This is a genomic window from Rhizobium sp. CF142, assembly GCF_000281145.1.
Lineage (GTDB): Bacteria > Pseudomonadota > Alphaproteobacteria > Rhizobiales > Rhizobiaceae > Rhizobium.
In genome coordinates, this window is the sequence record NZ_AJWE01000103.1 from 44,782 (window position 1) to 69,370 (window position 24,589).

Annotated in this window: 25 protein-coding genes and 1 riboswitch; of the genes, 7 read left to right on the forward strand and 18 right to left on the reverse strand. The window is 60.3% G+C overall.

Annotated features, from left to right (window positions below):
• Positions 1 to 20 precede the first annotated feature (20 nt).
• From PMI11_RS23880 to soxR, 9 genes are all read right to left on the reverse strand, one after another.
• A complete protein-coding gene (locus PMI11_RS23880; protein WP_007822292.1) occupies positions 21 to 266 on the reverse strand; it encodes a formate dehydrogenase subunit delta in 246 nt (81 codons plus the stop codon).
• Positions 256 to 1,083, reverse strand: coding sequence for a formate dehydrogenase accessory sulfurtransferase FdhD (gene fdhD, locus PMI11_RS23885; RefSeq protein ID WP_007822293.1), 828 nt, complete (start codon positions 1,081 to 1,083; stop codon positions 256 to 258). Before fdhD ends, PMI11_RS23880 begins: the two co-directional genes overlap by 11 nt.
• Positions 1,083 to 3,962, reverse strand: a complete 2,880-nt coding sequence (gene fdhF, locus PMI11_RS23890; protein ID WP_007822296.1) for a formate dehydrogenase subunit alpha — start codon at positions 3,960 to 3,962, stop codon at positions 1,083 to 1,085. The genes fdhD and fdhF overlap by 1 nt, the downstream gene beginning before the upstream one ends.
• A gap of 3 nt (positions 3,963 to 3,965) precedes the next feature.
• Positions 3,966 to 5,522, reverse strand: a complete 1,557-nt coding sequence (locus tag PMI11_RS23895) for a formate dehydrogenase beta subunit (RefSeq protein WP_007822297.1) — start codon at positions 5,520 to 5,522, stop codon at positions 3,966 to 3,968.
• Complete coding sequence (locus PMI11_RS23900; RefSeq protein ID WP_007822299.1) at positions 5,519 to 5,998, reverse strand: formate dehydrogenase subunit gamma; 480 nt, start codon at positions 5,996 to 5,998, stop codon at positions 5,519 to 5,521. The genes PMI11_RS23895 and PMI11_RS23900 overlap by 4 nt, the downstream gene beginning before the upstream one ends.
• Before the next feature lie 135 nt (positions 5,999 to 6,133).
• Positions 6,134 to 7,027 (reverse strand): LysR family transcriptional regulator, encoded by an 894-nt coding sequence (locus PMI11_RS23905; RefSeq protein WP_007822306.1) that lies wholly within the window; start codon positions 7,025 to 7,027, stop codon positions 6,134 to 6,136.
• Positions 7,028 to 7,099: 72 nt separating this feature from the next.
• A complete protein-coding gene (locus tag PMI11_RS23910) occupies positions 7,100 to 7,441 on the reverse strand; it encodes an ArsR/SmtB family transcription factor (protein ID WP_007822309.1) in 342 nt (113 codons plus the stop codon).
• Positions 7,442 to 7,542: 101 nt separating this feature from the next.
• Positions 7,543 to 8,313, reverse strand: coding sequence for an SDR family NAD(P)-dependent oxidoreductase (locus PMI11_RS23915; RefSeq protein WP_007822311.1), 771 nt, complete (start codon positions 8,311 to 8,313; stop codon positions 7,543 to 7,545).
• A gap of 86 nt (positions 8,314 to 8,399) precedes the next feature.
• Positions 8,400 to 8,864: a redox-sensitive transcriptional activator SoxR gene (gene soxR / locus PMI11_RS23920; RefSeq protein WP_007822313.1), complete on the reverse strand. Its 465-nt coding sequence runs from the start codon at positions 8,862 to 8,864 to the stop codon at positions 8,400 to 8,402.
• An 81-nt stretch (positions 8,865 to 8,945) separates the two neighbouring features.
• On the opposite strand from soxR, the gene PMI11_RS23925 reads away from it, so the two are divergent.
• From PMI11_RS23925 to PMI11_RS23955, 7 genes are all read left to right on the forward strand, one after another.
• Entirely contained in the window at positions 8,946 to 9,521 is a 576-nt protein-coding gene (locus PMI11_RS23925; protein ID WP_007822316.1) for an NADPH-dependent FMN reductase, read from the forward strand.
• Between the two features lie 190 nt (positions 9,522 to 9,711).
• A riboswitch (TPP riboswitch) is annotated at positions 9,712 to 9,825 on the forward strand.
• Positions 9,816 to 10,424: a YkoF family thiamine/hydroxymethylpyrimidine-binding protein gene (locus tag PMI11_RS23930; RefSeq protein WP_007822318.1), complete on the forward strand. Its 609-nt coding sequence runs from the start codon at positions 9,816 to 9,818 to the stop codon at positions 10,422 to 10,424. (Overlaps the previous riboswitch by 10 nt.)
• Positions 10,425 to 10,438: 14 nt before the next feature.
• Positions 10,439 to 11,230 carry an ABC transporter permease gene (locus PMI11_RS23935; protein ID WP_025668737.1) on the forward strand — a complete coding sequence of 264 codons (792 nt, stop codon included), beginning with the start codon at positions 10,439 to 10,441 and terminating at the stop codon, positions 11,228 to 11,230.
• Complete coding sequence (locus PMI11_RS23940) at positions 11,227 to 11,982, forward strand: ABC transporter ATP-binding protein (protein ID WP_007822321.1); 756 nt, start codon at positions 11,227 to 11,229, stop codon at positions 11,980 to 11,982. Before PMI11_RS23935 ends, PMI11_RS23940 begins: the two co-directional genes overlap by 4 nt.
• A gap of 10 nt (positions 11,983 to 11,992) precedes the next feature.
• Positions 11,993 to 12,997, forward strand: coding sequence for an ABC transporter substrate-binding protein (locus tag PMI11_RS23945; protein WP_007822323.1), 1,005 nt, complete (start codon positions 11,993 to 11,995; stop codon positions 12,995 to 12,997).
• A gap of 65 nt (positions 12,998 to 13,062) precedes the next feature.
• Entirely contained in the window at positions 13,063 to 14,274 is a 1,212-nt protein-coding gene (locus PMI11_RS23950) for an acyltransferase family protein (protein ID WP_007822325.1), read from the forward strand.
• A 221-nt stretch (positions 14,275 to 14,495) separates the two neighbouring features.
• On the forward strand, positions 14,496 to 15,173 hold the full coding sequence (locus PMI11_RS23955; RefSeq protein WP_162137081.1) for a sugar transferase: 678 nt from the start codon (positions 14,496 to 14,498) through the stop codon (positions 15,171 to 15,173).
• A gap of 158 nt (positions 15,174 to 15,331) precedes the next feature.
• Here PMI11_RS23955 and PMI11_RS23960 read toward each other — a convergent pair whose 3' ends face one another.
• The 9 genes from PMI11_RS23960 to PMI11_RS24000 form a co-directional block, all read right to left on the reverse strand.
• Complete coding sequence (locus tag PMI11_RS23960) at positions 15,332 to 15,739, reverse strand: F0F1 ATP synthase subunit epsilon (protein ID WP_007822328.1); 408 nt, start codon at positions 15,737 to 15,739, stop codon at positions 15,332 to 15,334.
• The gene (locus PMI11_RS23965) at positions 15,739 to 15,978 is read right to left on the reverse strand and encodes a hypothetical protein (RefSeq protein ID WP_007822329.1); all 240 of its coding nucleotides are present in this window, start codon (positions 15,976 to 15,978) and stop codon (positions 15,739 to 15,741) included. The genes PMI11_RS23960 and PMI11_RS23965 overlap by 1 nt, the downstream gene beginning before the upstream one ends.
• Complete coding sequence (atpD, locus tag PMI11_RS23970) at positions 15,978 to 17,405, reverse strand: F0F1 ATP synthase subunit beta (protein ID WP_007822330.1); 1,428 nt, start codon at positions 17,403 to 17,405, stop codon at positions 15,978 to 15,980. Before atpD ends, PMI11_RS23965 begins: the two co-directional genes overlap by 1 nt.
• Positions 17,406 to 17,427: 22 nt before the next feature.
• Positions 17,428 to 18,312 (reverse strand): F0F1 ATP synthase subunit gamma, encoded by an 885-nt coding sequence (locus PMI11_RS23975; protein ID WP_007822331.1) that lies wholly within the window; start codon positions 18,310 to 18,312, stop codon positions 17,428 to 17,430.
• A gap of 28 nt (positions 18,313 to 18,340) precedes the next feature.
• On the reverse strand, positions 18,341 to 19,870 hold the full coding sequence (gene atpA / locus PMI11_RS23980) for a F0F1 ATP synthase subunit alpha (RefSeq protein ID WP_007822333.1): 1,530 nt from the start codon (positions 19,868 to 19,870) through the stop codon (positions 18,341 to 18,343).
• Positions 19,870 to 20,436, reverse strand: coding sequence for a F0F1 ATP synthase subunit delta (locus PMI11_RS23985; RefSeq protein WP_007822334.1), 567 nt, complete (start codon positions 20,434 to 20,436; stop codon positions 19,870 to 19,872). Before PMI11_RS23985 ends, atpA begins: the two co-directional genes overlap by 1 nt.
• Positions 20,437 to 20,690: 254 nt before the next feature.
• Positions 20,691 to 21,080 (reverse strand): AGROH133_08824 family phage infection protein, encoded by a 390-nt coding sequence (locus PMI11_RS23990; protein ID WP_037071996.1) that lies wholly within the window; start codon positions 21,078 to 21,080, stop codon positions 20,691 to 20,693.
• A gap of 79 nt (positions 21,081 to 21,159) precedes the next feature.
• Entirely contained in the window at positions 21,160 to 23,376 is a 2,217-nt protein-coding gene (locus PMI11_RS23995) for a primosomal protein N' (protein ID WP_037071997.1), read from the reverse strand.
• Between the two features lie 54 nt (positions 23,377 to 23,430).
• On the reverse strand, positions 23,431 to 24,576 hold the full coding sequence (locus tag PMI11_RS24000) for an AAA family ATPase (RefSeq protein ID WP_037071998.1): 1,146 nt from the start codon (positions 24,574 to 24,576) through the stop codon (positions 23,431 to 23,433).
• Between the last annotated feature and the right edge of the window lie 13 nt (positions 24,577 to 24,589).

Below are 24,589 nucleotides of genomic sequence, written 5' to 3' on the forward strand. Positions count from 1 at the left end.
AACCGCCCGCTGATGTCGGTTTATCGAAATGGCTGTTCTACCGGCTCCGGTTTCCGGATCAGGGGCACCGCCTGCAGCACGAGTGCGTCGAGGCCGTTATCTTCCTTTTCCAGGATTTCAAAGAGTTGCCGCCGCATGCGCGGCTCCCAGAATTTGTTGATATGCGTCGCAACCCCCTGCGCAGCCTCGCTTTCGGGCTGGGTCTTGAAGAAGGTTGCGATCTGGTTTGCCATATAGACGAGTTTGGTCTTTGTATCATGCGACATCGGCGATGCTTCCGGGCGACAGGCGATGCGGGTGGGTGAAAATCTCGAAATCCTCGCCGCGCACGAGGGCGACAAGCGTCATGCCGGCTTCCTCGGCCGTGCGGATGGCGAGTGCCGTCGGCGCGGAAATGGCGATCAGCACCGGCGCGCCGAGGATCGCCGTCTTCTGAACCATTTCGACGGAGAGGCGGCTGGTAACGGCGACAGCGCCGGAAGCGCCCGCCTCCCCCGCCCTGACGACTGCGCCACAAAGCTTGTCGAGCGCATTGTGCCGGCCGACATCCTCACGCACGGCGATCAATCCCTTGCCGGGGATGTAGAAACCGGCGCCATGAACGGCTCGCGTCTCGCGATGCAGCGGCTGGGAATCGTTGAGCAGCGCGATCGCCTGCACAATATCGACATGCGATAGCGACAGCTCGGTCTTGGAAACATCCGGCACCTTCCTGACCGCCTGCTCGATCGACTCGATACCGCAGAGACCGCAGCCGACAGGCCCCGCCATGCTGCGCCGCCGCTTTCTGAGCGCGTCCTCGACATCATCAACAAGCGTCACTTGGACGTCGATACCCTTCTCGTCCTCGATGAGCTCGACACCAGCGACCTGGCTGCGGTCGGTGATAATGCCTTCCGTAAGGCTGAAACCGACAGCAAAATCCTCGAGATCGCCAGGCGTGCCCATCATGACCGCATGCGAACTGCCGCCATAGGAAAAGGCGATCGGCACTTCCTCGGGCACGATACGCTCGCCCCGTGTCATGACGCCGCCCCTCCGGGCAACCTCCGTCACGCTTATGCGCGTCGGCCTTTCGGTCATTATTCCGCCGCCTCCATCTTGCTGGCGATGCGGCGGGACTGGCGGGCCTGCTCGTCATACTCGACCTGCCACTCGGACGGGCCGTTGGAGGGCGAAACCTGCACTGCCGTCACCTTGTATTCCGGGCAATTGGTCGCCCAGTCGGAAAAGTCCGTCGTGATGACATTTGCCTGCGTATCCGGATGGTGGAAGGTCGTATAGACGACGCCAGGCGCTACGCGATCGGTAATCAATGCACGGAGCGTCGTATCGCCGGAGCGGCTGCCGAGCTTCACCCAATCGCCATCGCGGATGCCGCGCTGTTCGGCATCATGCGGATGAATTTCCAGCCGGTCTTCGGAGTGCCAGATGACATTATCGGTGCGGCGTGTCTGCGCCCCGACATTGTACTGGCTAAGAATGCGGCCGGTGGTGAGAAGCAGCGGGAAGCGCGGACCTGTGCGCTCGTCGGTCGCCACATATTCCGTGCGGATGAACTTGCCTTTGCCGCGCACGAATCCATCCACATGCATGATCGGCGAGCCGAGCGGATGTTGCTCGTTGCAAGGCCACTGAACGGAGCCCATCTTGTCGAGATAATCGTAAGAGACCGAAGCGAAGCTTGGAGTCGTGGCGGCAATCTCGTCCATGATCTCGGACGGATGCGTATAGTGCCAGTCGAGGCCCATGGCTTGGGCGAGCTTCTGCGTCACTTCCCAGTCGCCATAGCCGTTGCGTGGCGTCATAACCTTGCGCACGCGGTTGATGCGGCGCTCGGCATTGGTGAAGGTGCCGTCCTTTTCCAGGAAGGTAGAGCCCGGCAGGAAGACATGAGCATAGTTCGCCGTCTCGTTTAGGAAGAGATCCTGCACGACGACGCATTCCATGGCGGCAAGACCGGCGGCGACATGTTTGGTATCGGGATCGGACTGCAGGATGTCCTCGCCCTGAATGTAGATACCCTTGAAGGAGCCATCGACGGCAGCATCCAGCATGTTCGGAATACGCAGGCCCGGCTCGTTGTTGAGCTTCACGCCCCAGAGCTTTTCGAAGATATCGCGCGTCGCATCGTCGGAGATGTGGCGATAGCCCGGCAGCTCATGCGGGAAGGAGCCCATGTCGCAGGAGCCCTGCACATTGTTCTGGCCACGCAGCGGATTCACGCCGACACCGGGACGGCCGATATTGCCGGTCGCCATGGCAAGATTGGCGATCGCCATGACCGTCGTCGAGCCCTGGCTGTGTTCGGTCACGCCGAGACCGTAATAGATGGCTCCATTGCCGCCGGTCGCGAAAAGCCGGGCAGCGCCGCGCACATCCTCCGGCTTCACGCCGGTAAACTTCTCGACGGCCTCCGGGCTATGCTGTGGCTCGGCGACAAAAGCCGCCCAATCCTCGAACTCCGACCAGTCGCAACGCTCCCGGATGAATTTCTCGTCGTAGAGGCCTTCGGTCACGATCACATGCGCAAGCGCCGTCATGATTGCGACATTGGTGCCGGGCTTCAGCGGCAGATGGAAGGATGCCTCCACATGCGGCGAGCGAATAATATCGATACGGCGCGGATCGATGACAATAAGCTTGGCACCCTGCCGCAGCCGCTTCTTAAGGCGCGAACCGAAGACCGGATGGCCATCGGTCGGATTGGCACCGATGATGACGACCACATCGGACTGTTCGACGCTGTCGAAATTCTGCGTGCCAGCCGACGTGCCGAAGGCCTGACCGAGCCCATATCCGGTCGGCGAATGGCAGACGCGAGCACAGGTATCGACATTATTATTGCCGAACCCGGCGCGGATCAGCTTCTGGACAAGGTAGGTCTCTTCGTTGGTGCAGCGGGACGATGTGATACCGCCGATCGCTTCGCGGCCATACTGATACTGGATGCGGCGGAACTCGGAAGCGACATGAGCGTAGGCCTCATCCCAGGTCACCTCACGCCAGGGATCCGTCACCTTCTCGCGGATCATCGGATTTAGGATGCGGTCCTTGTGGGTTGAGTAGCCATAGGCGAAGCGACCCTTGACGCAGGAATGGCCGCGGTTTGCCTGCCCATCCTTCCACGGAACCATGCGCACCAGCTCTTCGCCGCGCATTTCCGCCTTGAAGGAGCAGCCGACGCCGCAATAAGCGCAGGTCGTGACAGCTGAATGTTCCGGCTGGCCGATGCGGATGACTGATTTTTCCGTCAGCGTCGCCGTCGGGCAAGCCTGCACGCAGGCGCCGCAGGACACGCATTCGGAATCGACGAAATGCTCGTGCATACCAGGCGAAACGCGAGACCCGAAACCACGCCCCTCGATCGTCAGCGCGAAGGTGCCCTGCACTTCCTCGCAGGCGCGCACGCAACGGGAGCAGACGATGCACTTCGACGGATCATAGGTGAAGTAGGGATTGGACTCGTCCTTCGGCATCCATTTCAGATTGATCTCGCCGCTGTTGCGCGCCTTGACGTGATTGTCGCCCTCATAGCCATAACGCACGTCGCGCAGACCGACGGCGCCTGCCATATCCTGCAGCTCGCAATCACCATTGGCCGCACAGGTCAGACAGTCGAGCGGATGGTCGGAGATATAAAGCTCCATGACGCCGCGGCGGATATTCTTCAGCCGCTCCGTCTGCGTATGGACGACGATGCCGGACGCCACCGGCGTGGTGCAGGAGGCGGGCGTTCCGTTGCGGCCGTCGATTTCGATCAGACAGAGACGGCAGGAACCGAAGGCATCGACCATATCGGTCGCGCAGAGCTTCGGCACCTGAATGCCGGCCTCCATCGAGGCGCGCATGATCGAGGTTCCCTCGGGAACCGTCACCTGCCGGCCGTCGATGGTCAGCGTCACCATCGTTTCGGATTTCGAAGCCGGCGTTCCGTAGTCGATTTCATGAATGAGAGACATGGCCTATTCCGCCGCTTCAATGAGAGGGACCGGAGCAAAATCGTCCGGGAAGTGCGTCATGGCGCTCAGCACCGGATAGGGCGTGAAACCACCAAGCGCGCAGAGCGAACCGAACTTCATCGTGTTGCAGAGATCTGCGAGCAACTCACGGTTCTTTTCAGGTTCTATACCCCGGGCAATCTTGTCAGCCGTTTCGACCCCTCGGGTCGAGCCGATGCGGCAGGGCGTGCACTTGCCGCAACTTTCCACCGCGCAGAATTCCATCGCGAAACGCGCCTGCTTCAGCATATCGGCCGTATCGTCGAAGATGACGAGACCGGCATGGCCGATAAGGCCGTCCTCGGCTGCAAAGGCCTCATAGTCGAACGGCGTGTCGAAGAGCGCCCGCGGGAAATAGGCACCGAGCGGCCCGCCCACCTGTACCGCCTTCACCGGCCGGCCGGACGCCGTGCCGCCGCCGATCTTCTCGACGATATCGCCGAGCGAAAGACCGAAGGCAGTTTCGTAGAGACCGCCATATTTTACATTGCCGGCGATCTGCAGCGGGATGGTGCCGCGTGACCGGCCCATGCCGAAATCGCGATAGAAGGCGGCCCCCTTGTCCATGATCACAGGTACGGACGCGAGTGAGATCACGTTGTTGATGACGGTCGGACAGTTGAACAGGCCCTTATGCGCCGGCAGCGGTGGCTTGGCGCGCACGATGCCCCGCTTGCCTTCGAGGCTGTTGAGCAGCGCCGTTTCCTCGCCGCATACATAAGCACCCGCACCGGTGCGGATCTCCATGTCGAATCCCTTGCCGGAGCCGAGCACCGAAGCGCCCAGAATGCCGGCCTTGCGGGCGATCTCCACCGCCTGCGTCATCGTGGCGATCGCATGCGGATATTCCGAGCGCGTATAGACAAAACCTTTCGTGGCGCCAGTCGCAAGCCCGGCAATCGCCATGCCTTCGATGAGCACGAAAGGATCGCCTTCCATGATCATCCTGTCGGCAAAGGTACCGCTGTCGCCCTCATCTGCATTGCAGACGATATATTTGCGCGAACCCGCCGCATCGAGCACTGTCTTCCATTTGATGCCGGTCGGAAAGCCCGCGCCGCCACGACCGCGAAGGCCGGAATCGGTGACTTCCTTGACGACATCGGCAGGCTGCATCGACACTGCACGGCGAAGACCGGCAAGCCCACCGTGGGCCTCGTAATCGTCAAGCGAAAGCGGATCGGTAATGCCGCAGCGGGCGAAGGTGAGACGGCTCTGGCCTTTCAGGAACGGGAGGTCCTCGACCTCCCCAAGACAGATCGCATGCGCCCCGCCGTCCATCAGTCCCGCGTCGAACAGCCCGGCGACATCCTTCGCCTTGACCGGCCCATAGCCGATCCGTTTCCCGGATATCTCAACCTCGACCAGCGGCTCCAGCCAGAACATTCCGCGCGAGCCGTTGCGCACGACGGTCGCATCGAGGCCGCGGGCGGCGATCTCCTGGGTAATCGCCATTGCCACCTTCTCGGCCCCGAGCGAGAGCGCTGCGGCATCGCGCGGAACATAAATCTTCACAGTCATCGGCGCGCCTCCTCGACGAGTTCGGCCGCCAGTTCGTCATCGACGCGGCCATGCACCTCGCCATCGAACATGGCGGCCGGCGCGCAGGCACAGAGACCGAGACAGTAAACGGGCTCCAGCGTGACGCTGCCGTCGAGTGTCGTCTGATGAAAATCGATGCCGAGCAGGATCTTGATACGCTCGGCCAGAGCATCGCCACCCATCGACTGGCAGGCTTCGGCGCGACAGAGCTTCAGCACGTGCCGACCGGCGGGATGATCACGATAATCATGATAGAAGGTTACGACACCGTGGACCTCGGCGCGAGAAAGATTGAGCTCGTCAGCGATGACTGGCAGGGCCTCCTGCGGCACGTAACCGAACTCGTCCTGAACCTCATGCAGAATGGGGAGCAGTGGGCCTTCGAGGGATCGAAGATCAGCTACGATCGAGCGGATACGCCCGGCGATATCGCCCTGAGCGATACGTATGTTCATAAGCAGCCTCCCTTCGGCTTGCGCGTTCCGTGAAAACCGCAAAACTCCCCATGTCATTGCGAATTCTACCGAACTGTTTCAGGGAAGCGGGCCGCAATCAATAAAGCAGTCTTGTTGCTTGATAGCTTTTTTCTATCAAAGTTCCGCGCCTTCAACGAGTGTTCTTGCTTCATGCAACAAGGCGGAGACAAGCGGCGTGAAAGGTTCCCGATAAGGAGCGACAAGACCGACGAGATGATGCGCCTCCGGCTCGACGATCGGGATCATCCGGATCTCCGCAGGAAAGCCGAATGATATCGCAACGTTACGCGGCATGATGCTTGCCCAGCGGCCAGTCCGCACGTGCGAAAAAAGAACGATCATTGAATTCGATTCGAGTGTCGGATGGACTGTCGCGCCTGCTTCGGCCAAATGCCGGTTGATGATACGCCGGTTCTGCATGTCAGCCGTCAATAGGCAAAGCCGAAGATCCCCCACTTCACGCCATGTCACACTCTCGCGATCCGAGAGCGGACTGCCAGCGGCGGTGATGAGATTATAGCGCTCCGCATAGAGCGGCACCGAAGTGACGCGCCCGAGCGGCTCGTTTTCCAGATAGGTGATGCCGGCATCGATCTCGAGATTTTCGAGCATGCTCAGCACCTGCAGCGAATTGCGCGAGACGATGGAGAAGGTGACGTCGGGATGCCTTTCCTGGAAAGGCGTCGTGATTCGCGACAGCATTGCGAGCGCGGTCGGGATGGAAGCCAGACGCAGGTGGCCGGAGAGACCTTTGCGGGCGGCGCGCATTTCCTCGCGCATCGTGCGCGTGTCGCCGACGATGCGGCGCGCCCATTCAAGCACGCGCTGCCCTTCCGGCGTCAATCCCTGAAAGCGGGAGCCGCGCTGCACCAGCATGACGCCCAGCTGATCTTCGAGCTGGCGAATGGCGGCCGAGAGCGTGGGTTGGGAGACGCCGCATTCCTCTGCCGCACGACCGAAATGTTTCTCGTTGGCGAGTGCGATGAAGAATTCCAGCTTGTCGATCATCCGGCCTCCTGCCGAATTCGGGATGAGGCCTATCTTTGCGGCTTGCCGGCCGCTTCGCAAGAGCCGGCAGGCTCAGCCCGTCTCGGCAACCGGAAAGAGACTGAAAAGTGATTCGAGGAAAGCCATGACGCTTTCATTGCCCATGCTGTAATAGACAAGCCGCCCTTCGCGCCTCGTATTGACGAGACCTTCGAGCCTCAGTCGCGCAAGCTGCTGAGACACCATAGCCTGCTGTATACCAAGGATATCCTCGATTTCGCCGACCGTCTTTTCCCCTTCCGACAGGATACAGAGGATGAGCAACCGGGTCTGATGGGCTAGCGCCTTCAGGAGATCGCTCGCCTCGTGGGCTTTGTCAGCAAGCTTCTGCAAGTCCTGGCCGGTCATGCCCGGCTTCGGTTTAGGCAATGGCATTTGCTTCTCGGAAGGAGGTAATAGGATAGATCAGTACAATATCATATTCGCAGAAGCGAATTCGTCAAATGTCGCGAAATCCCAAAAAAAGTCCAAACAAATCAGCAAATAAGCTGGCCACCATTGATCTCCAGGACTTGACCTGTGATGTAACCGGAGAGTGATGGAGCCGCTAGGAAGAGATAGGCGGGGGCACAATCCTCCGCCGTTCCGAGCCGCTGCAGTGGTATCGACTTGCGGGTCTGCTCCAGCTTTTCACGCGATGAATAGCGTGCATGGAAATCGGTTTCGATCGTGCCGGGCGAGACGCAGTTGACCCTTATACCATCAGGCGCAAGCTCTCGGGCCAGCGCTTTCGAATAGGTCGCAACAAATGCCTTCGATGCGGAATAGATTGCAGAACCCGGGCTTCCGCCCGTCAGCGCCGAAATCGAAACCGTATTGACGATAGCAGCGCCCTGCGCCGCCCGGAGCGCTGGAAGCAACGCCCGCGTCAACTCCACCACCGACGTTTGGTTGAGGCGCACGACAGTCTCATAATCGGCATCGGTCAGCTCACCGGCCGGAAAACGCCCATGCATCGTGCCGGCGTTGTTGACCAGCACATGCACCTTGTCGAAGAATTCGAGCGCCTCTTCCGCAAACTGCGCAGCCCCGCTCGGCTGCAGGAAATCTGCCGGCAACAGCAGGGCCCGGCGCTCCGATTCGGCGGTCAGCAGAAAATCCGGCAGTTCGCGTTCCCCTTGGCGCCCGATATGGACAAGCACGCGCGCACCGCAATCCAGAAACTGTCGGGCAACTTCGAGGCCGATACCGCGGCCTGCACCTGTCACGACGACATTGCGGTTTTCGAACAATTTGGGATGAAACACGAAGCTCTCCTCCTTACGGGCCGGCCCGCCGCTTGCGCTATCAGGCCTAACATATGCGGCCATCAGCCAAAAGAAAGCCCGAAGGTCTATGCCCCCGGGTCGAGAAGCCGCGCGCCAGCACCTTGCCTGCCGAGCACGTCGAAGGGATTGCGCAGCGGACAGGCGTCGATCGAGAGGCAGCCGCAGCCAATGCAGCTCGTCAGATGGTCGCGCAGCAGGCTCAGCTGCTTGATGCGCGCATCGAGATCATCCTTCCAGAGCGCCGACAGTTTCTGCCAATCCTCGACTGTCGGCGTCCGGCTCTGCGGCAGAGTCTCGAAGGCAGTCTGGATTTCGGCAAGCGGAATGCCGACGCGTTGCGCCACCTTGATAATGCCGAGGCGCCGTAATACATCGCGGCCGTAGCGGCGCTGGTTGCCGCGGGTGCGGATGCTGGAGATCAGCCCCTTCGCCTCGTAGAAATGCAGGGCGGAAACCGCAAGTCCGCTGCGCTCTGCCACCTCGCCCACCGTCAGGAGCCTGCTCAGGGAGAATGCCGGATTTTGCCGCATGGCCTATTGACCTCAATATTAGTTGAGGTTTTATAGACTGCGCTCCCGAGGCCGTAAAGCCGAAACGAGAAGGAGCAATGCATGCAGAAACCGATGAGGCTTGCCGTCATCTACGGCAGTACGCGCGAGGGGCGCATCTGCGACAGGGTTGTGAAATGGCTCGAAAGAGAGCTGACCCGCTTTCCGCAATTCGAGATCGACATCATCGACCCGCTGGCATTTTCGCTGCCGCGAGAGCATGCACCGCATCATCCGGAGGCAAGACGGCTTGCTGACAGGCTCCATCAGGCCGATGGCTTCATTCTCGTCACGCCGGAATATAACCACAGCTTCACCGCTTCCCTGAAATTCCTCATCGATCTCTTCGCCGAGCCCTGGCACGGCAAGCCGATCGCCTTCGTCTGCTATGGCGGCGTCTCCGGCGGATTGCGGGCGGTCGAACAGCTCCGCCTCGTCTTTGCAGAGCTTCATGCCGTCACGATCTGCGGTGCCGTCAGCTTCAGTTCCCCCTGGCGCCGTTTCGACAATGACGGCCGGCTGCAGGATCCAGAGGACGCATTGCGCCGGCTTTCCCGAATGATGGCCCAGTTGCAATGGTGGACTGAGGCGCTGATCACTGCCCGCAGTGACTCTCCTTATGCCGGCATCGCCGCCTGAGACAACGACATCCGATTCCGTTTCTGGCAGGTACGGAACCGGCTGGACACCCGGACAGGACCTCCGTCCGGGTGTTTCCTTCCTCTGACACCGACAGGTGCGCCCGAACTGCCATTGCCCTCTTTCCGACCGTGTAGCCGGATAGGAATTTTACGGTTGCGGTATCGCAGGCCCGGTGCTAGCTTCCGCCACAATTTCACGGGGGAGCTCCGAATTGCCGGGGCTGAGATGTGAGGCGCATGCCTCCGGACCCTTCAAAGCTGATCTGGGTAATGCCAGCGGAGCGAGGTCTAGATGTTTTCCGGCGCACAAGTGTCTCTATATCCGATGTCCGGCAATTTCGTCGGCATCATCCTTGACGCGATCAAGGCTCTCGAGCCCTATCGCGATCATCTTCGTATCGAAACCGACGATATTTCCACGCTGATGGTCGGCCCGCATGATGTGCTGTTTGCCGCCATGCGCGATCTCTTCGTCTCGGCTGCCGCAAGCGGCGAGCATTGCGTGTTGTCCGCCGCGATCTCGCGCGGCTGCCCCGGCGAACCGGATGATGCGATCTGCGGCGCCGGCCTGTCTTCCATCCGATCCGAGCCGCTCGCCGAGCGGGTGGAAGCCGCGATCACGGCAGTCAGGGACACCACAGAAACCGGCCAGCCAACGGCCGCCCAATTTTCTCTGTACGTTATGGGAACGGGCACCCATATGGACGAGATCTACGGCTGCATCGATTTCCTGAAGCGCTCGGGCACATTCGACCGCTCCAAGAATTTCTGCACCAAGCTGCGCGGCGATGCCGGCGCGATCTTCGCGACCATCCATGAAGCCTTCTATCGCTTCGGCGATCCCGAAGGTCATGTGACGCTGGATATCACGGTCTCCGCGAACAGCCCGAGCAAAGCCTGAGACGCTTGACGGCAATGACCTTATCGAAACCGGATTCGACATTTGCGCCACTGAGGCGGGCCTTGCCCGCCATTCTTGCCGTGCTTGCCTTCCTGGCCGTCTGGGAGCTCTATGTGGATCTCTCCGGCATCAAACCCTCCATCCTGCCCTCGCCTTCGCGCATCCTTACGCAGGGCTGGCTGAACAGGCAGGCGCTGCTCGACAATACCTGGCCGACGCTTGGCGCGACGCTCGGCGGTTTCGCTTTGTCGCTGGTCTTCGCCTTCGCCTCGTCGGTGCTGATGGATTTCGTGCCCTTCATGCGCCGCGCGCTGCTGCCGCTCTTCATCGTCAGCCAGACATTGCCGCTGGTCGCGATCGCCCCTCTCGTCGTGCTCTGGTTCGGTTTCGGGCTGCTGCCGAAGCTTCTGCTCGTCGCTCTCGTCACCTTCTTTCCGCTGCTGGTCGCCCTGCTGCAGGGTTATGAAGCGACGGACCGGGATATCGCCGAGCTTCTGAGTTCGATGAAGGCAAGCCGCTGGCGCATCTTCTGCCTGGCAAGGCTTCCCTCCGCCATGCCTTTCTTCTTTGCCGGCCTGCGCATTTCGATCACCTATGCTGTGGTCGGCGCCATCTTCGCCGAATATGCAGGCGCCGCACGTGGCCTCGGGATCTATATCCTCAATGCCAAGAACAATTTCCGGCCCGACCTCGTGCTTGCCGCCGTCGTCGTGAGCGCCCTCCTGACCCTTTGCCTCTTCGGTCTCACGCTGGCGGTGCAGCGTTTCGTCATGCCCTGGCAATCTCCCGCGGAGAAACGCCCATGAGCGGGATGCTTGAGTTGAAGAATGTCTCGAAGTCCTTCGACGGCATGGAAGTGCTGAAGGATATTTCTCTTCATATCGCCAGAGGTGAATTCGTCTCGATCGTCGGCCCCTCCGGCTCCGGCAAGTCGACGATCCTCCGTCTGCTGACACAGGCGCTGCAGGCTGATAAAGGCGACATTCTTTTTGACGGTATGCCTCTTTCGCAAGCGGCGCACGCATTCGCCTTCATGCCCCAGCGCGATGCGCTGATGCCGTGGCGAAGCGTCATCGACAATGCGATCCTTGGCCTCGAAGTGCACGGCATGCGCCGCAGCCAGGCGCGAGCGGTTGCCGCCCCTCTCTTTGAACGCTTCGGCCTCGCCGGTTTCGAAAATCACTATCCCGCGGCCCTTTCAGGCGGCATGCGCCAGCGCGCGGCCCTGCTGCGCACCGTGATCCAGCGGCAGGACATGCTGCTGCTCGACGAGCCCTTCGGGGCACTCGACGCACTGACCCGCACCCAGATGCAGGAATGGCTGCAGGGCATGTGGACAGATCATCGCTGGACGGCCCTGCTGATCACCCATGATGTGCGGGAAGCCGTTTTCCTGTCTGACCGCATCTATGTGCTTTCCGCCCGCCCGGCGGCCGTGATCAGGGAGTTCGAAGTGCCGCTGAAAAGGCCGCGCACGCTTGCCGATCTCGGCTCCCCGGCCGCCCAGGCGATCGAAACCGAAATTCTTCAAACATTGCTGCATCCGCAAAGAACCTGAGGAGGTCCCGATGCTTCTCACCCGCCGACAGACCCTTTTTGCCGCCATGGCCGCAAGCCTCGCCGGTCGCACTGCCTTCGCCCAATCCGCCGCCAAGGTGCGCATGGCGCTCGACTGGACGCCGAACACCAATCATATCGGCATCTATGTCGCCAAGGCGAAGGGCTTCTATGAGGCCGCCGGCCTCGATGTCGAGATTCTGCCCTATGCCGATACCAGCGCTGGCACGCTGGTCGCGAACGGCGTTGCCGATTTCGGCATTTGCGGAGAGATCGAGACCTTTACCCAGCGCGCCGCCGGCGCTGATGTAAAACTCGTCTATGCCGTCGTGCAGACGGAAACCGGCAGGCTGATCTTCAAGGGCGGCCGCAACGATATCAAAAGCCCTAGGGATCTGGACGGAAAAACCTATGGTGGCTTCGGCGGCGCATGGGAGGAGGCGCTCGTCTCCGCGATGATCCGCAACGACGGCGGCAAGGGCACCTTCCAGAATGTCACGCTCGGCACCTCGGCCTATGAGGCGCTCGATAACGGCGCCGTGGACTTCACGCTGGAAATCTACACCTGGGAGGGCATTGCCGCCCAGCTGGAGAGCCGGCAGGTCGGCCGCTGGCGCTATAGCGATTACGGCATTCCCGACGAACAGACGACCGCGATCGCTTCCAGCGACGCCTATCTCTCGGCCAATCCGCAAAATGCCCGCGCCTTCATCCAGGCAACGCTCAAGGGCTACGCCTATTCGGTCGACAATCCGGACGAGGCCTGTGACCTTCTGATTGCCGGCAGCAACGGCGCGTTGCTGAATACCGAACTGGTCAAGGCATCGCAAAAAGCGCTGGTCGAGGGGCATTTCCTCAAGGGCGAAAATGGCATGATCGGCATCATCGATCCAGCCAAGGCCGAAGCGATCGGCGCTTTCCTGTTCGACCATGGCATCCTGCTCGATGCCAATGGTGCGGCGCTGAAGGAAAAGCCCGACTTTTCCGGCTATTACACCAACGATCTGCTTGGCTGAGATGACCCTGCCCTTGCCGGCAGCAGCTTTCCGCTGCAAAGTCCGGCAAGGAGCGAGGGAGTGACATGCAGCAGCAGGACCGGGTGGCCGGAGCGGATTTCTTGCGTGCAGCAGCCTGCCTGCTTGTCCTCATCCACCATCTCATTCTGCGTATCGACCTCAACAAGACCGAGGGATTGCAGCCGACGCTGACTGCCTTGCGCTTCGGCAATTTCGGCGTCGCCATCTTCTTCATCCTCAGCGGTTTCCTGCTGGCCTTGCCGTTCTGGCGTTCCCTTGATGCCGGTTGCGCCATGGCTGATCTGCGCACCTATGTGCTGCGTCGCGCGGCCCGCATCGTGCCCGGTTATTGGGTGGCTTTGACGGCGGGCTTCCTTCTCAGCATTACGCTGCTTGGGCATGCACTGACGCCGGAGCTCGTTATGCGCTATGTCAACGGTCTCTTTTTCATGAGCCAGTGGCACTGGCGCACCTTCTTTCCTGTCGAAGGCAACGGCCCGCTCTGGTCCATATCTTTCGAAGTAACGAGTTATGTGCTGCTGCCGCTTGGCTTCCTCTGGCTTTTCGCTATCCCGGAAAAACGCCGTTCTCCGCTCGTCACGCGCCTTGCCTGGCTCGGCATCATTGCCGTGACGCTGCTTGCCCACGAAACCTTCCGTACGCTCGTTCCCCCCAATGAGATTGACCGTGGCTGGCAGTTTGGCATGCAGGGCGGCGCGAAGGAGTGGATGCCGAACTATAATCCCTTCGGTTTCTTCGCCGTTTTTGCGCTCGGTGCGCTCGCTGCCGGCATTCAGATCATGTTGCCGCGAAAGCGTCAGATCTGGTTCGACATTGTTGCCCTCGTGTGCCTGATTACCGCCGGCTTCCAACTGCCGCTTTCGACAGGCGGACCTTGGGAAGCCTATGGATGGCTCGGGATCCCCTACGCCTTTCCGCTGTTTCCGGTTATGATTGCTGTTGCGCTTGTCGCCCTCTCGCGCTCCGTGCTGCTTGCGGCATTGCTCGACAATGCTCTCATGCGCTTCACGGCAACCATCTCATTCGGCATCTATATCTGGCAGGACATTGTTCTGACCTCGCTGCAGACGATCTCTCCGGCCCTATTCGGGATCGGTAAAGACGATCCGCTACGAGACTGGTTTATCGGCTGCACCTTTGCGACGGCTATCATTTTTCTTCTCGCAAGCTTCAGCTATTTCGCTGTCGAACGACAGGCAATACGGCGTGCCGCACGCATAACGCGCAAGAATTCAGCCATTACTCAATATAGTTAATTCCCAACCAACCAAAAATATCAGGGAGATATTTCGAATACTCCCAAATTTGGCTCTGCTATGGTTACGAAAACATTAAGGAAGCGGGTGACAAATCGATCCCGTCCATGTATTTGTGCCAACGCGACGCAATATGCGAGTATTTCCACGGACGTTGCTTAATGAACGTGTTTACTTCAAATAAGCTTCAAGACACGGCTTTCTCTGCAAAAGCAGTGAAGATGAACGCTCTCGACGCAGCGAATTCCAACATTCGCCAGCCCGAGAGCTTTGCCTCATTGGATGGCCGGAACAGGCTTCAGCTTGGCTTGAAGAGAGCTTTCGACATTTTCGGTGCAACAAGCGCCCTGGTCGTCCTGTTTCCCGTCCTTCTGACGATTGCGCTTCTCATTGTGATCGATGATGGCGGGCCGGTGTTTTTCCGGCAGATTCGCTGGGGCCTGAAGGGCAGCAAGATCACCGTCTACAAGTTCCGCTCAATGCGTGCAGATCTCTGCGATCCCACCGGCGTCGAACAAACCGTCAAGGGTGATCGGCGCGTGACGCGGATCGGCGCCTTCCTGCGCAAGACCAACATCGACGAACTTCCGCAGCTTCTCAACGTCATCAAAGGCGATATGTCGCTCGTCGGTCCTCGTTGCCATGCCATCAACATGCGCGCAGCCGGCATGCTCTACGAGGAACTGGTGCCCGAATATCATTACCGCCATCTGATGCGGCCGGGCATTACCGGCCTCGCCCAGACGCGCGGCTGGCGCGGTCCGACGGAGCGCCCGACAGAGGCACGCGCCCGCATCGCCAGCGATATCTATTACATCAGAAATTTCAGCCTCCGGCTGGATATGAAGATCCTGTTCGGCACACTGCTCTCCGAGCTGCGCGGCGGCACCGGCTTCTGAGATATCCAATTTTCTCGGACCAGATCGATCAGACAGGCGGAGAAATACCGCCTGTTTTGTTTTTGCAGTATTCGCCAGGATAAGCGCAACTTGTCCGCATAAAAAAACGGCCTTGAAGGCCGCTTTTCTGTTCAATCTATAATGTCTGCCTGAACCGATTAGTCCTGACCGACCATGCCCTGCAGACGGGTCATTTCCATGATGAAGTGCTCAAGCTTGGACTTGTGTTCGTGATGCACGACATCCTCAAGTTCCATCTTCGCAGCTTCGATGCGGCGAGTGAGTTCATCCTTGTTGAGCTCTTGGACAGGAACAGCGGATTCAGCAAGCAGCGTGCAGCCCGTCGGCAGGATGTCGGCGAAACCGCCGAACACGACGTAGTCCTGCTTTGAGCCGGCAGAGGAACGAACGCTCACAATGCCCGGCTTGATGGTCGTCATCGTCGGCGCATGATTGGCCATGACCGTCATTTCGCCTTCGGTGGCGGGAATGACGACCTCGGTCACCATTTCCGACAGCAGCAGACGCTCCGGCGAAACGAGCTCAAAGTTGAAATTGTCAGCCATCAGTGACTTACCTTCTCGGCTATGGCTTCTGCATCTTGCAGTTTGGTCCCGCAGAACGGGCAGTGCATTATCGCATGATCGAGATATCCGAGGCCTTCCTCGGTCTGAGCCAGCCCGACAACCATCATCATCACGCCACTATCGGCACGGTAGATGGTCGGCGCTGCCGGTTCAGGAAGCTCCGCCACGACACTTTTGAGGGTGTCGCAGCAGAATATCTCGTCCTGAGCGTCGCTCATCAAGCAGCAGCGAGCTTCTTGGCCTTCTCAACGGCTTCGTCGATCGAACCAACCATGTAGAAAGCAGCTTCCGGCAGGTGGTCGTACTCGCCGTTGACGAGGCCCTTGAAGCCCTTGATCGTGTCTTCGAGAGCAACCAGCTTGCCCGGCGAACCGGTGAAGACTTCAGCAACGAAGAATGGCTGAGACAGGAAGCGCTCGATCTTGCGGGCGCGGGCAACCGACAGCTTGTCTTCTTCAGACAGTTCGTCCATGCCCAGGATGGCGATGATGTCCTGCAGAGACTTGTAGCGCTGCAGGGTCGACTGAACCTTACGAGCGATTTCATAGTGCTCTTCGCCGACGACCAGCGGATCAAGCATGCGCGACGTAGAGTCGAGCGGGTCAACCGCCGGGTAGATACCCTTTTCAGCGATCGAGCGCGACAGAACCGTCGTTGCATCCAGGTGGGCGAACGAGGTTGCCGGTGCCGGGTCGGTCAAGTCGTCGGCCGGAACGTAAATGGCCTGAACCGAAGTGATCGAGCCCGTCGTCGTCGTGGTGATGCGTTCCTGCATCTGACCCATGTCGGTTGCGAGCGTCGGCTGATAACCCACAGCCGAAGGAATACGGCCGAGCAGAGCCGACACTTCCGAGCCAGCCTGCGTGAAGCGGAAGATGTTGTCGACGAAGAACAGAACGTCCTGGCCCTGGTCGCGGAAGTGTTCAGCAACCGTCAGACCCGTCAGAGCGACACGAGCACGTGCGCCCGGCGGTTCGTTCATCTGGCCGTAAACCAGCGCAGCCTTGGAACCCTCGCCGCCGCCATGCTTGTTGACGCCCGATTCGATCATTTCGTGGTAAAGGTCGTTGCCTTCGCGGGTGCGTTCACCGACGCCTGCAAAAACCGAATAACCACCGTGCGCCTTGGCGACGTTGTTGATCAGTTCCATGATGAGAACGGTCTTGCCGACGCCTGCGCCGCCGAACAGGCCGATCTTGCCGCCCTTTGCGTAGGGAGCGAGAAGGTCGACGACCTTGATGCCGGTGACGAGGATCTGCGCTTCCGTGGACTGCTCGACGTAAGCCGGAGCATCCTGGTGAATGGCGCGCTTGTGAGCGGTGTTCAGCGGACCAGCTTCGTCGACCGGCTCGCCGATGACGTTCATGATACGGCCGAGCGTTTCGTCGCCAACCGGAACCGAGATCGGAGCGCCCGTATCGCTAACCTGCTGGCCGCGAACGAGACCTTCGGTCGAGTCCATGGCGATCGTGCGGACTTCGTTTTCGCCCAGATGCTGAGCGACTTCGAGAACCAGGCGATTGCCGTTGTTGTCGGTTTCGAGCGCGTTCAAAATCGCCGGCAGTTCGCCTTCGAAAGCAACGTCGACGACGGCGCCGATAACCTGGGTGACTTTGCCGACAGAGCGGGTAGCTGCCTCAGCCATTTTCTTACCCTCTTTTCCTAACTCAGAGCGCTTCCGCGCCCGAAATGATTTCAATCAGTTCCTTGGTGATCTGCGCCTGACGCTGACGGTTGTAGCTCAGCGTCAGCTTGTTGATCATCTCACCAGCATTGCGCGTCGCATTGTCCATCGCGCTCATCTTGGCGCCCATTTCGCCCGCGACGTTCTCAAGGAGAGCGCGGAAGATCTGGACAGAGATATTGCGCGGGATCAGTTCGTCGAGGATCGACGCCGGATCCGGCTCGTATTCATAGACAGCGCCGGCATGGGCTGCATCTTCGGTGACGGCTTCAGGAGCCTTGGCCGGGATGAGCTGCTGGGCGGTCGGGACCTGACTGATCACCGACTTGAATTCCGAGTAGAACAGCGTGCAGACATCGAACTCACCGGCTTCGAACATCTCGATGATGCGCTTGCCGATCTGGTCGGCATTCTCGAAACCGATCTTCTTGACTTCGCGCAGCTCCTTGCGCTCGACGATCATCGACGCGAATTCGCGACGGAGGATGTCATAGCCCTTCTTGCCGACGGTCATGATCTTGACCGTCTTGCCTTCGGTGACCAGCTTGCGGACGTGGTCACGCGCAAAGCGCGCAATCTGCGAATTGAAGCCGCCACACAGCCCGCGTTCGGCCGTGCAGACGACGAGCAGGTGTACCTGATCCTTGCCCGTACCGGTCATCAGGACCGGCGCGCCGTCCGTATCGGTAAGGGCCTTGGCGATATTCGCCAGGACCGCACCCATACGCTGCGAATAAGGCCGGGCGGCCTCGGCCGCCTCCTGCGCACGCCGAAGCTTCGCCGCGGCGACCATCTTCATCGCCTTGGTGATCTTCTGCGTCGCCTTGACGGAGGCGATCCGGTTTTTCAGATCCTTAAGTGAAGGCATCCGTTATCCGTCCTAACCTAGGGCCCGATTACTGGAAAGACTTGGCGAAGCTGTCGAGAGCAGCTGTAAGCTTGCCCTTCGTCGCGTCGCTGATAGCCTTTTCCGTGCGGATCGCATCGAGGATGGCAGAGCCTTCCGAACGCAGATAGGACAACAGGCCCTGTTCGAACTTGCCGACCTGAGTGACCGGCAGCTTGTCGAGGTAGCCATTGACGCCTGCGAAGATCACGGCGACCTGTTCTTCCGTCTTCAGCGGCGAGAACTGCGGCTGCTTCAGGAGTTCGGTCAGGCGCGCACCACGGTTCAGCAGGCGCTGCGTCGCAGCATCGAGGTCCGAACCGAACTGGGCGAAGGCGGCCATTTCGCGATACTGGGCGAGTTCGCCCTTGATCGAGCCGGCAACCTGCTTCATCGCCTTGATCTGCGCCGAAGAACCGACGCGCGAGACCGACAGACCGACGTTAACGGCCGGACGGATACCCTGATAGAACAGGTCGGTTTCGAGGAAGATCTGGCCGTCGGTGATCGAGATCACGTTGGTCGGAATGAAGGCCGAAACGTCGTTACCCTGCGTTTCGATGACCGGAAGAGCGGTGAGCGAGCCGGCACCCTTGTCGTCGTTCATCTTTGCAGCGCGCTCGAGGAGACGCGAGTGCAGGTAGAAAACGTCGCCCGGATAAGCTTCGCGGCCCGGCGGGCGGCGCAGCAGCAGCGACATCTGACGGTAAGCGACAGCCTGCTTGGACAGGTCATCATAGCCAATCAGCGCGTGCTGGGCGTTGTCACGGAAGTATTCGCCCATTGCGCAACCTGCGAACGGAGCAAGATACTGCATCGGAGCCGGATCGGAAGCCGTAGCGGCAACAACAATCGAGTACTTCAGCGCGCCGCGCTCTTCCAGAACCTTGACGAACTGGGCAACGGTGGAACGCTTCTGGCCGATGGCAACGTAGACGCAGAAAAGCTTGTCCTGATCCGGACCGTTATCATGGATCGGCTTCTGGTTCAGGAACGTATCGAGAATGATCGCGGTCTTGCCGGTCTGGCGGTCGCCGATGACGAGCTCGCGCTGGCCACGGCCAACCGGGATCAGCGCATCGATAGCCTTGAGGCCGGTCGACATCGGCTCATGAACCGACTTGCGCGGAATGATGCCGGGAGCCTTGACGTCGACGCGCGAACGGCGGGTCGCGTTGATCGGGCCCTTGCCATCGATCGGGTTGCCGAGAGCATCGACAACGCGGCCGAGCAGTTCCGGACCAACCGGAACGTCGACGATCGCGCCGGTACGCTTGACAGTGTCGCCTTCCTTGATGTCGCGGTCGGAGCCGAAAATAACGACACCGACATTGTCGGATTCAAGGTTCAGCGCCATGCCGCGGATGCCGCCGGGGAACTCGACCATTTCACCAGCCTGAACGTTGTCCAGGCCGTAAACGCGAGCGATACCGTCACCAACGGAGAGAACCTGACCGACTTCCGAGACTTCTGCCTCTTTGCCGAAGTTCTTGATCTGGTCTTTAAGAATTGCGGAAATTTCCGCAGCGCGGATATCCATCAGCCGACCTCTTTCAATGCAAGCTTAAGGGTAGAGAGTTTGGTACGAAGAGACGTGTCAATCTGACGGGACCCGACCTTGACGATCAGACCACCAAGAATTGACGGATCAACCGTGACAGCAATTGCCACGTCTTTGCCGGTGACGCCCTTCAGCGCCGCCTTCAATTCATTTTCCTGCTCTGCGGTCAGAGCATGGGCCGAAGTGACTTCGGCAGAAATTTCGCCACGATGGTTGGCAGCAATGATGCGGAAGGCCTTGATCATGCCAGGCAGAGCAAACAGGCGGCGGTTACGCGCCACGACCTTCAGGAAATTAGCAAAGAAACCCGAGATGCCAGCTTTTTCGCTGAGAGCGACGATGGCCTTGAGCTGATCATCTGCGGAGAAGACCGGGCTCAGGACAAAGCGCTTCAGGTCTTCGCTTTCATCCAGCATGGCCTGGAAACGGTCGAGATCGGCGGTAACGCTGTCGACTGCGCCTTCTTCGAGCGCCAGCTCGAAAAGCGACGAGGCATAGCGCTCTGCAACACCAGAAGTAAGCTGGGACGTGTCTGCCACGGGCACAAATTTCCCTGATTTCAATTCAAAATCGGACTTCCGGCGAGCGCCGAACCTATGACTTTGAATTCGTTTTGATTTCCCCCAGAAATCGCAAGAGAAGCCTCTTGCTTCTTCCGAAATTCGGGGTCCGTCTAACATAGGATGTTCGGACTCGCAACACGCGTAACGTCCGAATACGTGTTTCGCATGATTTTCTGTCAGCAAAATTACGGAAACGCCCGAAAGCAGCCTGCAAATCGCATTATTTTCGGCTTGGATCAGCCTTGAAGGAAGCCGAATACGTGAAGCAGGGGCAATGCGGCTACGGCCGCCTGCACAACCAGAAGTAAATAATTGAGGAGCGTGCTCCCCTTATCGGACAGGATGGAGATGATGCGCGCGAAAGCTGCCATCGCGAAGGAGGCTCCGAGCGCCAGATAGGTCCAGTCCTGCGCCAGCATGATCGCGGCAACACCGAGACCGAGATAGAGGCCGCCCATCGATCGAACTTCGCTATAACCCTCGCGCCGCTCGCCCCGTGGCGCCAGACCGAAGGCCCGCATGGCAAGACCGGGCGCAAACATGATGACGAAGCCGGCAAGGGCGGTGAAGGCCGCAGCACCAAAGGCAAGCTGCTCGCCAAATTCCGTCGGAAAATACAATTCCATGCCTCAACCCCAAATCATCAGCTGATTCTGTGTTTATGCCATGATCGGCCGCATCCGGAAAAGCCAGGGCGGAGATGATCTACAGGAAGCTCTGCGGGTCGATATCGAGCTGCACCTGAACCGAGCCGCGCTCCTTCGGCGATTGTGCGAGCAATGCCCTGAGATAGGCCTGCATGTCGGAATTCCGGCGACCATGCACGAGGAGGCGGAAACGATGGCGTCCACGCACCAGCGCCAACGGCGCCTCCGCCGGCCCCAGAACGGAAATGCCCGAAACCTGGGGTGCCGCGTTGCGCATGCCGCGCGCATGGTTTTCCGCATCCTGCCGCGTGTCTGCCGATACGATGATCGAGGCGAGCCTGCCGAAGGGCGGCAGGGCAGCACGTTCCCGCTCGCCGATTTCACGATCGTAGAAAGCCCGCGCATCGCCGGAGACGATTGCCTGCATGACAGGATGCTGCGGCTGGTAGGTCTGCAGCAGGCCATGGCTCTTCAGGCCCGTTCGACCGGCGCGGCCCGTAACCTGGGACAGAAGCTGAAAGGTCCGCTCCGCCGCGCGAGGGTCGCCATTTGCCAGCCCCAAATCGGAATCGACGATGCCGACCAGCGTCATCAGCGGAAAGTTGTGCCCCTTGGCGACAAGTTGCGTGCCGATGACGATATCCGCCTCGCCCTTGGCGATGGCATCGAGTTCCAGCCGTAGCCGCTTCACCCCGCCCATGATGTCGGAGGAGAGCACGATGGTGCGCGCATCAGGAAAATGCCGCTCCACCTCTTCGGCGATGCGCTCCACACCCGGCCCGCAGGCGACGAGGTGGTCGAGCGTTCCGCATTCCGGGCAAGCCTCCGGCGTCGGCTCGGAATGACCACACTGATGGCATTGCAGCTGCCGGCGAAAGCGATGCTCCACCAGCCAGCTCGAACATTGCGGGCACTGGAAGCGATGGCCGCATACACGGCAGAGCGTCAGCGGCGCGTAGCCGCGACGATTGAGGAAGAGCAGGGCCTGCTCGCCCTTTTCCACCGTCTTGCCGATCGCCCGGATCAGGACCGGCGACAGAAAACCGCCGCGTTCCGGCGCGTGGCGCCGCATGTCGACCAGATGCAGGTCCGGCAGCGCGGCGTCGCCGAAACGCGTCGGCAGATGGATCGTGCTGTAGCGACCGCTCTGGCCGTTGACCTGGCTTTCGACCGAAGGCGTCGCCGAAACGAGTACCACGGGAAAATCGCCGATCCGCGCCCGCACGACCGCCATGTCACGCGCGTTGTAGTAGACACGGTCTTCCTGCTTATAGGCAGGATCATGCTCTTCATCGACAATGATGAGGCCGAGATCCTCGAAAGGCAGGAACAGCGCCGAACGCGCGCCGGCGACGACCCGCACCTCACCGGTTACCGCCTGCCGCCAGACCTTTTCGCGCATACGCGGGGCAAGGTCGGAATGCCATTCGGCAGGTTTCGCGCCGAACCGGTCCTGGAAGCGTTCGAGGAAACTTGCAGTGAGCGCGATCTCGGGCAGCAGGATCAGCACCTGTTTGCCGCGCCTCAGCGTCTCGGCGATCGCCTCGAAATAGACTTCCGTCTTGCCGGAACCTGTCACACCGTCAATCAGCGAAACCGCGAATTCGCCCTTGCGCACTTCGTCCAGAATTTCTTCGGCCGCCTCCTTCTGCGGACCTTCGAGGCGGGCACCGGTAAAGTCCGGATCAGGCTCGGCGACGACAGGTGGCGGCGGCAGGAAGATCGTCTCGAAAATGCCTTGCGCGATCAGCCCATCGACGACGCTGGTGGAAACACCGGCAGCATGCGCAAGGCCGGTCCGTGTCCAGGACAGCCCGTCCGCGGCGGTGTCGAGCACGCGGGCGCGCGCCGGAGTCATCCGCTCCGGCGCGCCGCCGACGAAGCGCAATCCTTCCACCATCGGCTCCGGCTCGAAGGCATTCGGCGCCCTCAGCGCCATGCGCGCCACCAGTCCGGGTGGGGAAAGCGTGTAGGCGGCGACCCAGTCGATGAAATCCCGCATCTCCTTGGTCAGTGGCGGGCAATCGAAGACATGGGTGATCGGCCGGAGCTTCTTCGGATCGACACCATCCTCGCCACCGTCCCAGACGACACCGATCACCTGGCGCGGCCCAAGCGGCACCTGCACGACCGAGCCGGGCTCGACCGCCATGCCCTCAGGCACCGAGTAGGAATAGGGCCTTGGCGCCGGCATCGGCACCAGCACAGGAACCGTGCGGGCCACGGGCGGGGCCTCGAAAAGCGCGCCAAAAAGATCGGACGAATCTGTACTCATCGCGGCAGACCATGCCCGCAACGGCCGTAAATTGGAACCCGCCGACAATGAGGGTTAATCATCATCGTCTTCACCAGCGATCGTTCCCGTCAACCGCATGCCTTCGATCCACGTGGCGCCATTCTCACGGATAACCTTTCGCGGACGAACGCCGCAGCGTTCGCGCACCGCCTCAGCCAGTTGCACCGAATGGGTGACGATCCAGACCTGGCTGCTCTTTGACGCTTCGGCGATCATATCGGCAAGCGGCACCAGCATATCGGGATGCAGGCTCGCCTCCGGCTCGTTCAGGGCGATGAGCGCCGGCAGCCTGTAGGAAAGCAGTGCAGCCGCAAGGCCGAGAAAGCGGATCTGCCCGTCAGACAGTTCACGCGGATGAAAGACGCGGTGCGGGAAATCCGGCAGCATCAGGCCGAACTCTGCCGTCTCGCCCGGCTCAGGCACGACAAGTCTCGCGCCACCGAGCGCCGACGCCAGGATGCGATCAAGCTCGACCGTATCCTGCCGCGTATGGGCGAGCGTCGCAAAGACGGCGGCGAGATTGGCACCATCCTCATCCAGAATGGGACTGGTCACGGCAAGACAAGGATGGCGAAGCGGAGAAGCCCTGTCAGTGCGAAAACCGTGGAAGAAGCGCCAATTGTTGACGATGCGACGGAAGGTGGCAACCTCGGGGAAATGGCCGGCATCCCCGAGCAAAGCAATCGCCGTTTCCGATGTCAGCGCCTCATCTGGATAGTCCTGCATACGCCCAGCACCATCGCGAACGGAAATGCCCGGACCTGCCCGCTTCATCATCGTCACCGCGCGGCGGTCGGTTTCGACGGAAAGCTCTTCAGCTTTGATCTGCGGTTCGAGCGCAAAGCCCGCAGCAGCCTTCGGCGGGCGCAACCCCGCCTCGACATGATATCGGAACGTGACGGCACGCTCCTCGTCAATGATCTCTACTTCCAGACGGATTCGAGCAGGCCCATCGGATGTGCGGCGTGGACCGGACCAGAGCGCCGACAACATGCCGCCCTCCGCGGCTAATTCATAGGCCAGCCGCCCGCGGACCGCCGCCTGCACAAGCTGCAAGGCTCGATAGAGATTGGACTTGCCGGCGCCATTCTCGCCGAGAAACAGCGTCGTATCCGCCAGATCCATGCGGATCGAGCGCAGTGACCGGTAATTCTTGGCAAACATCGAGCGAAGACGCATGTCTCCGCTTTAG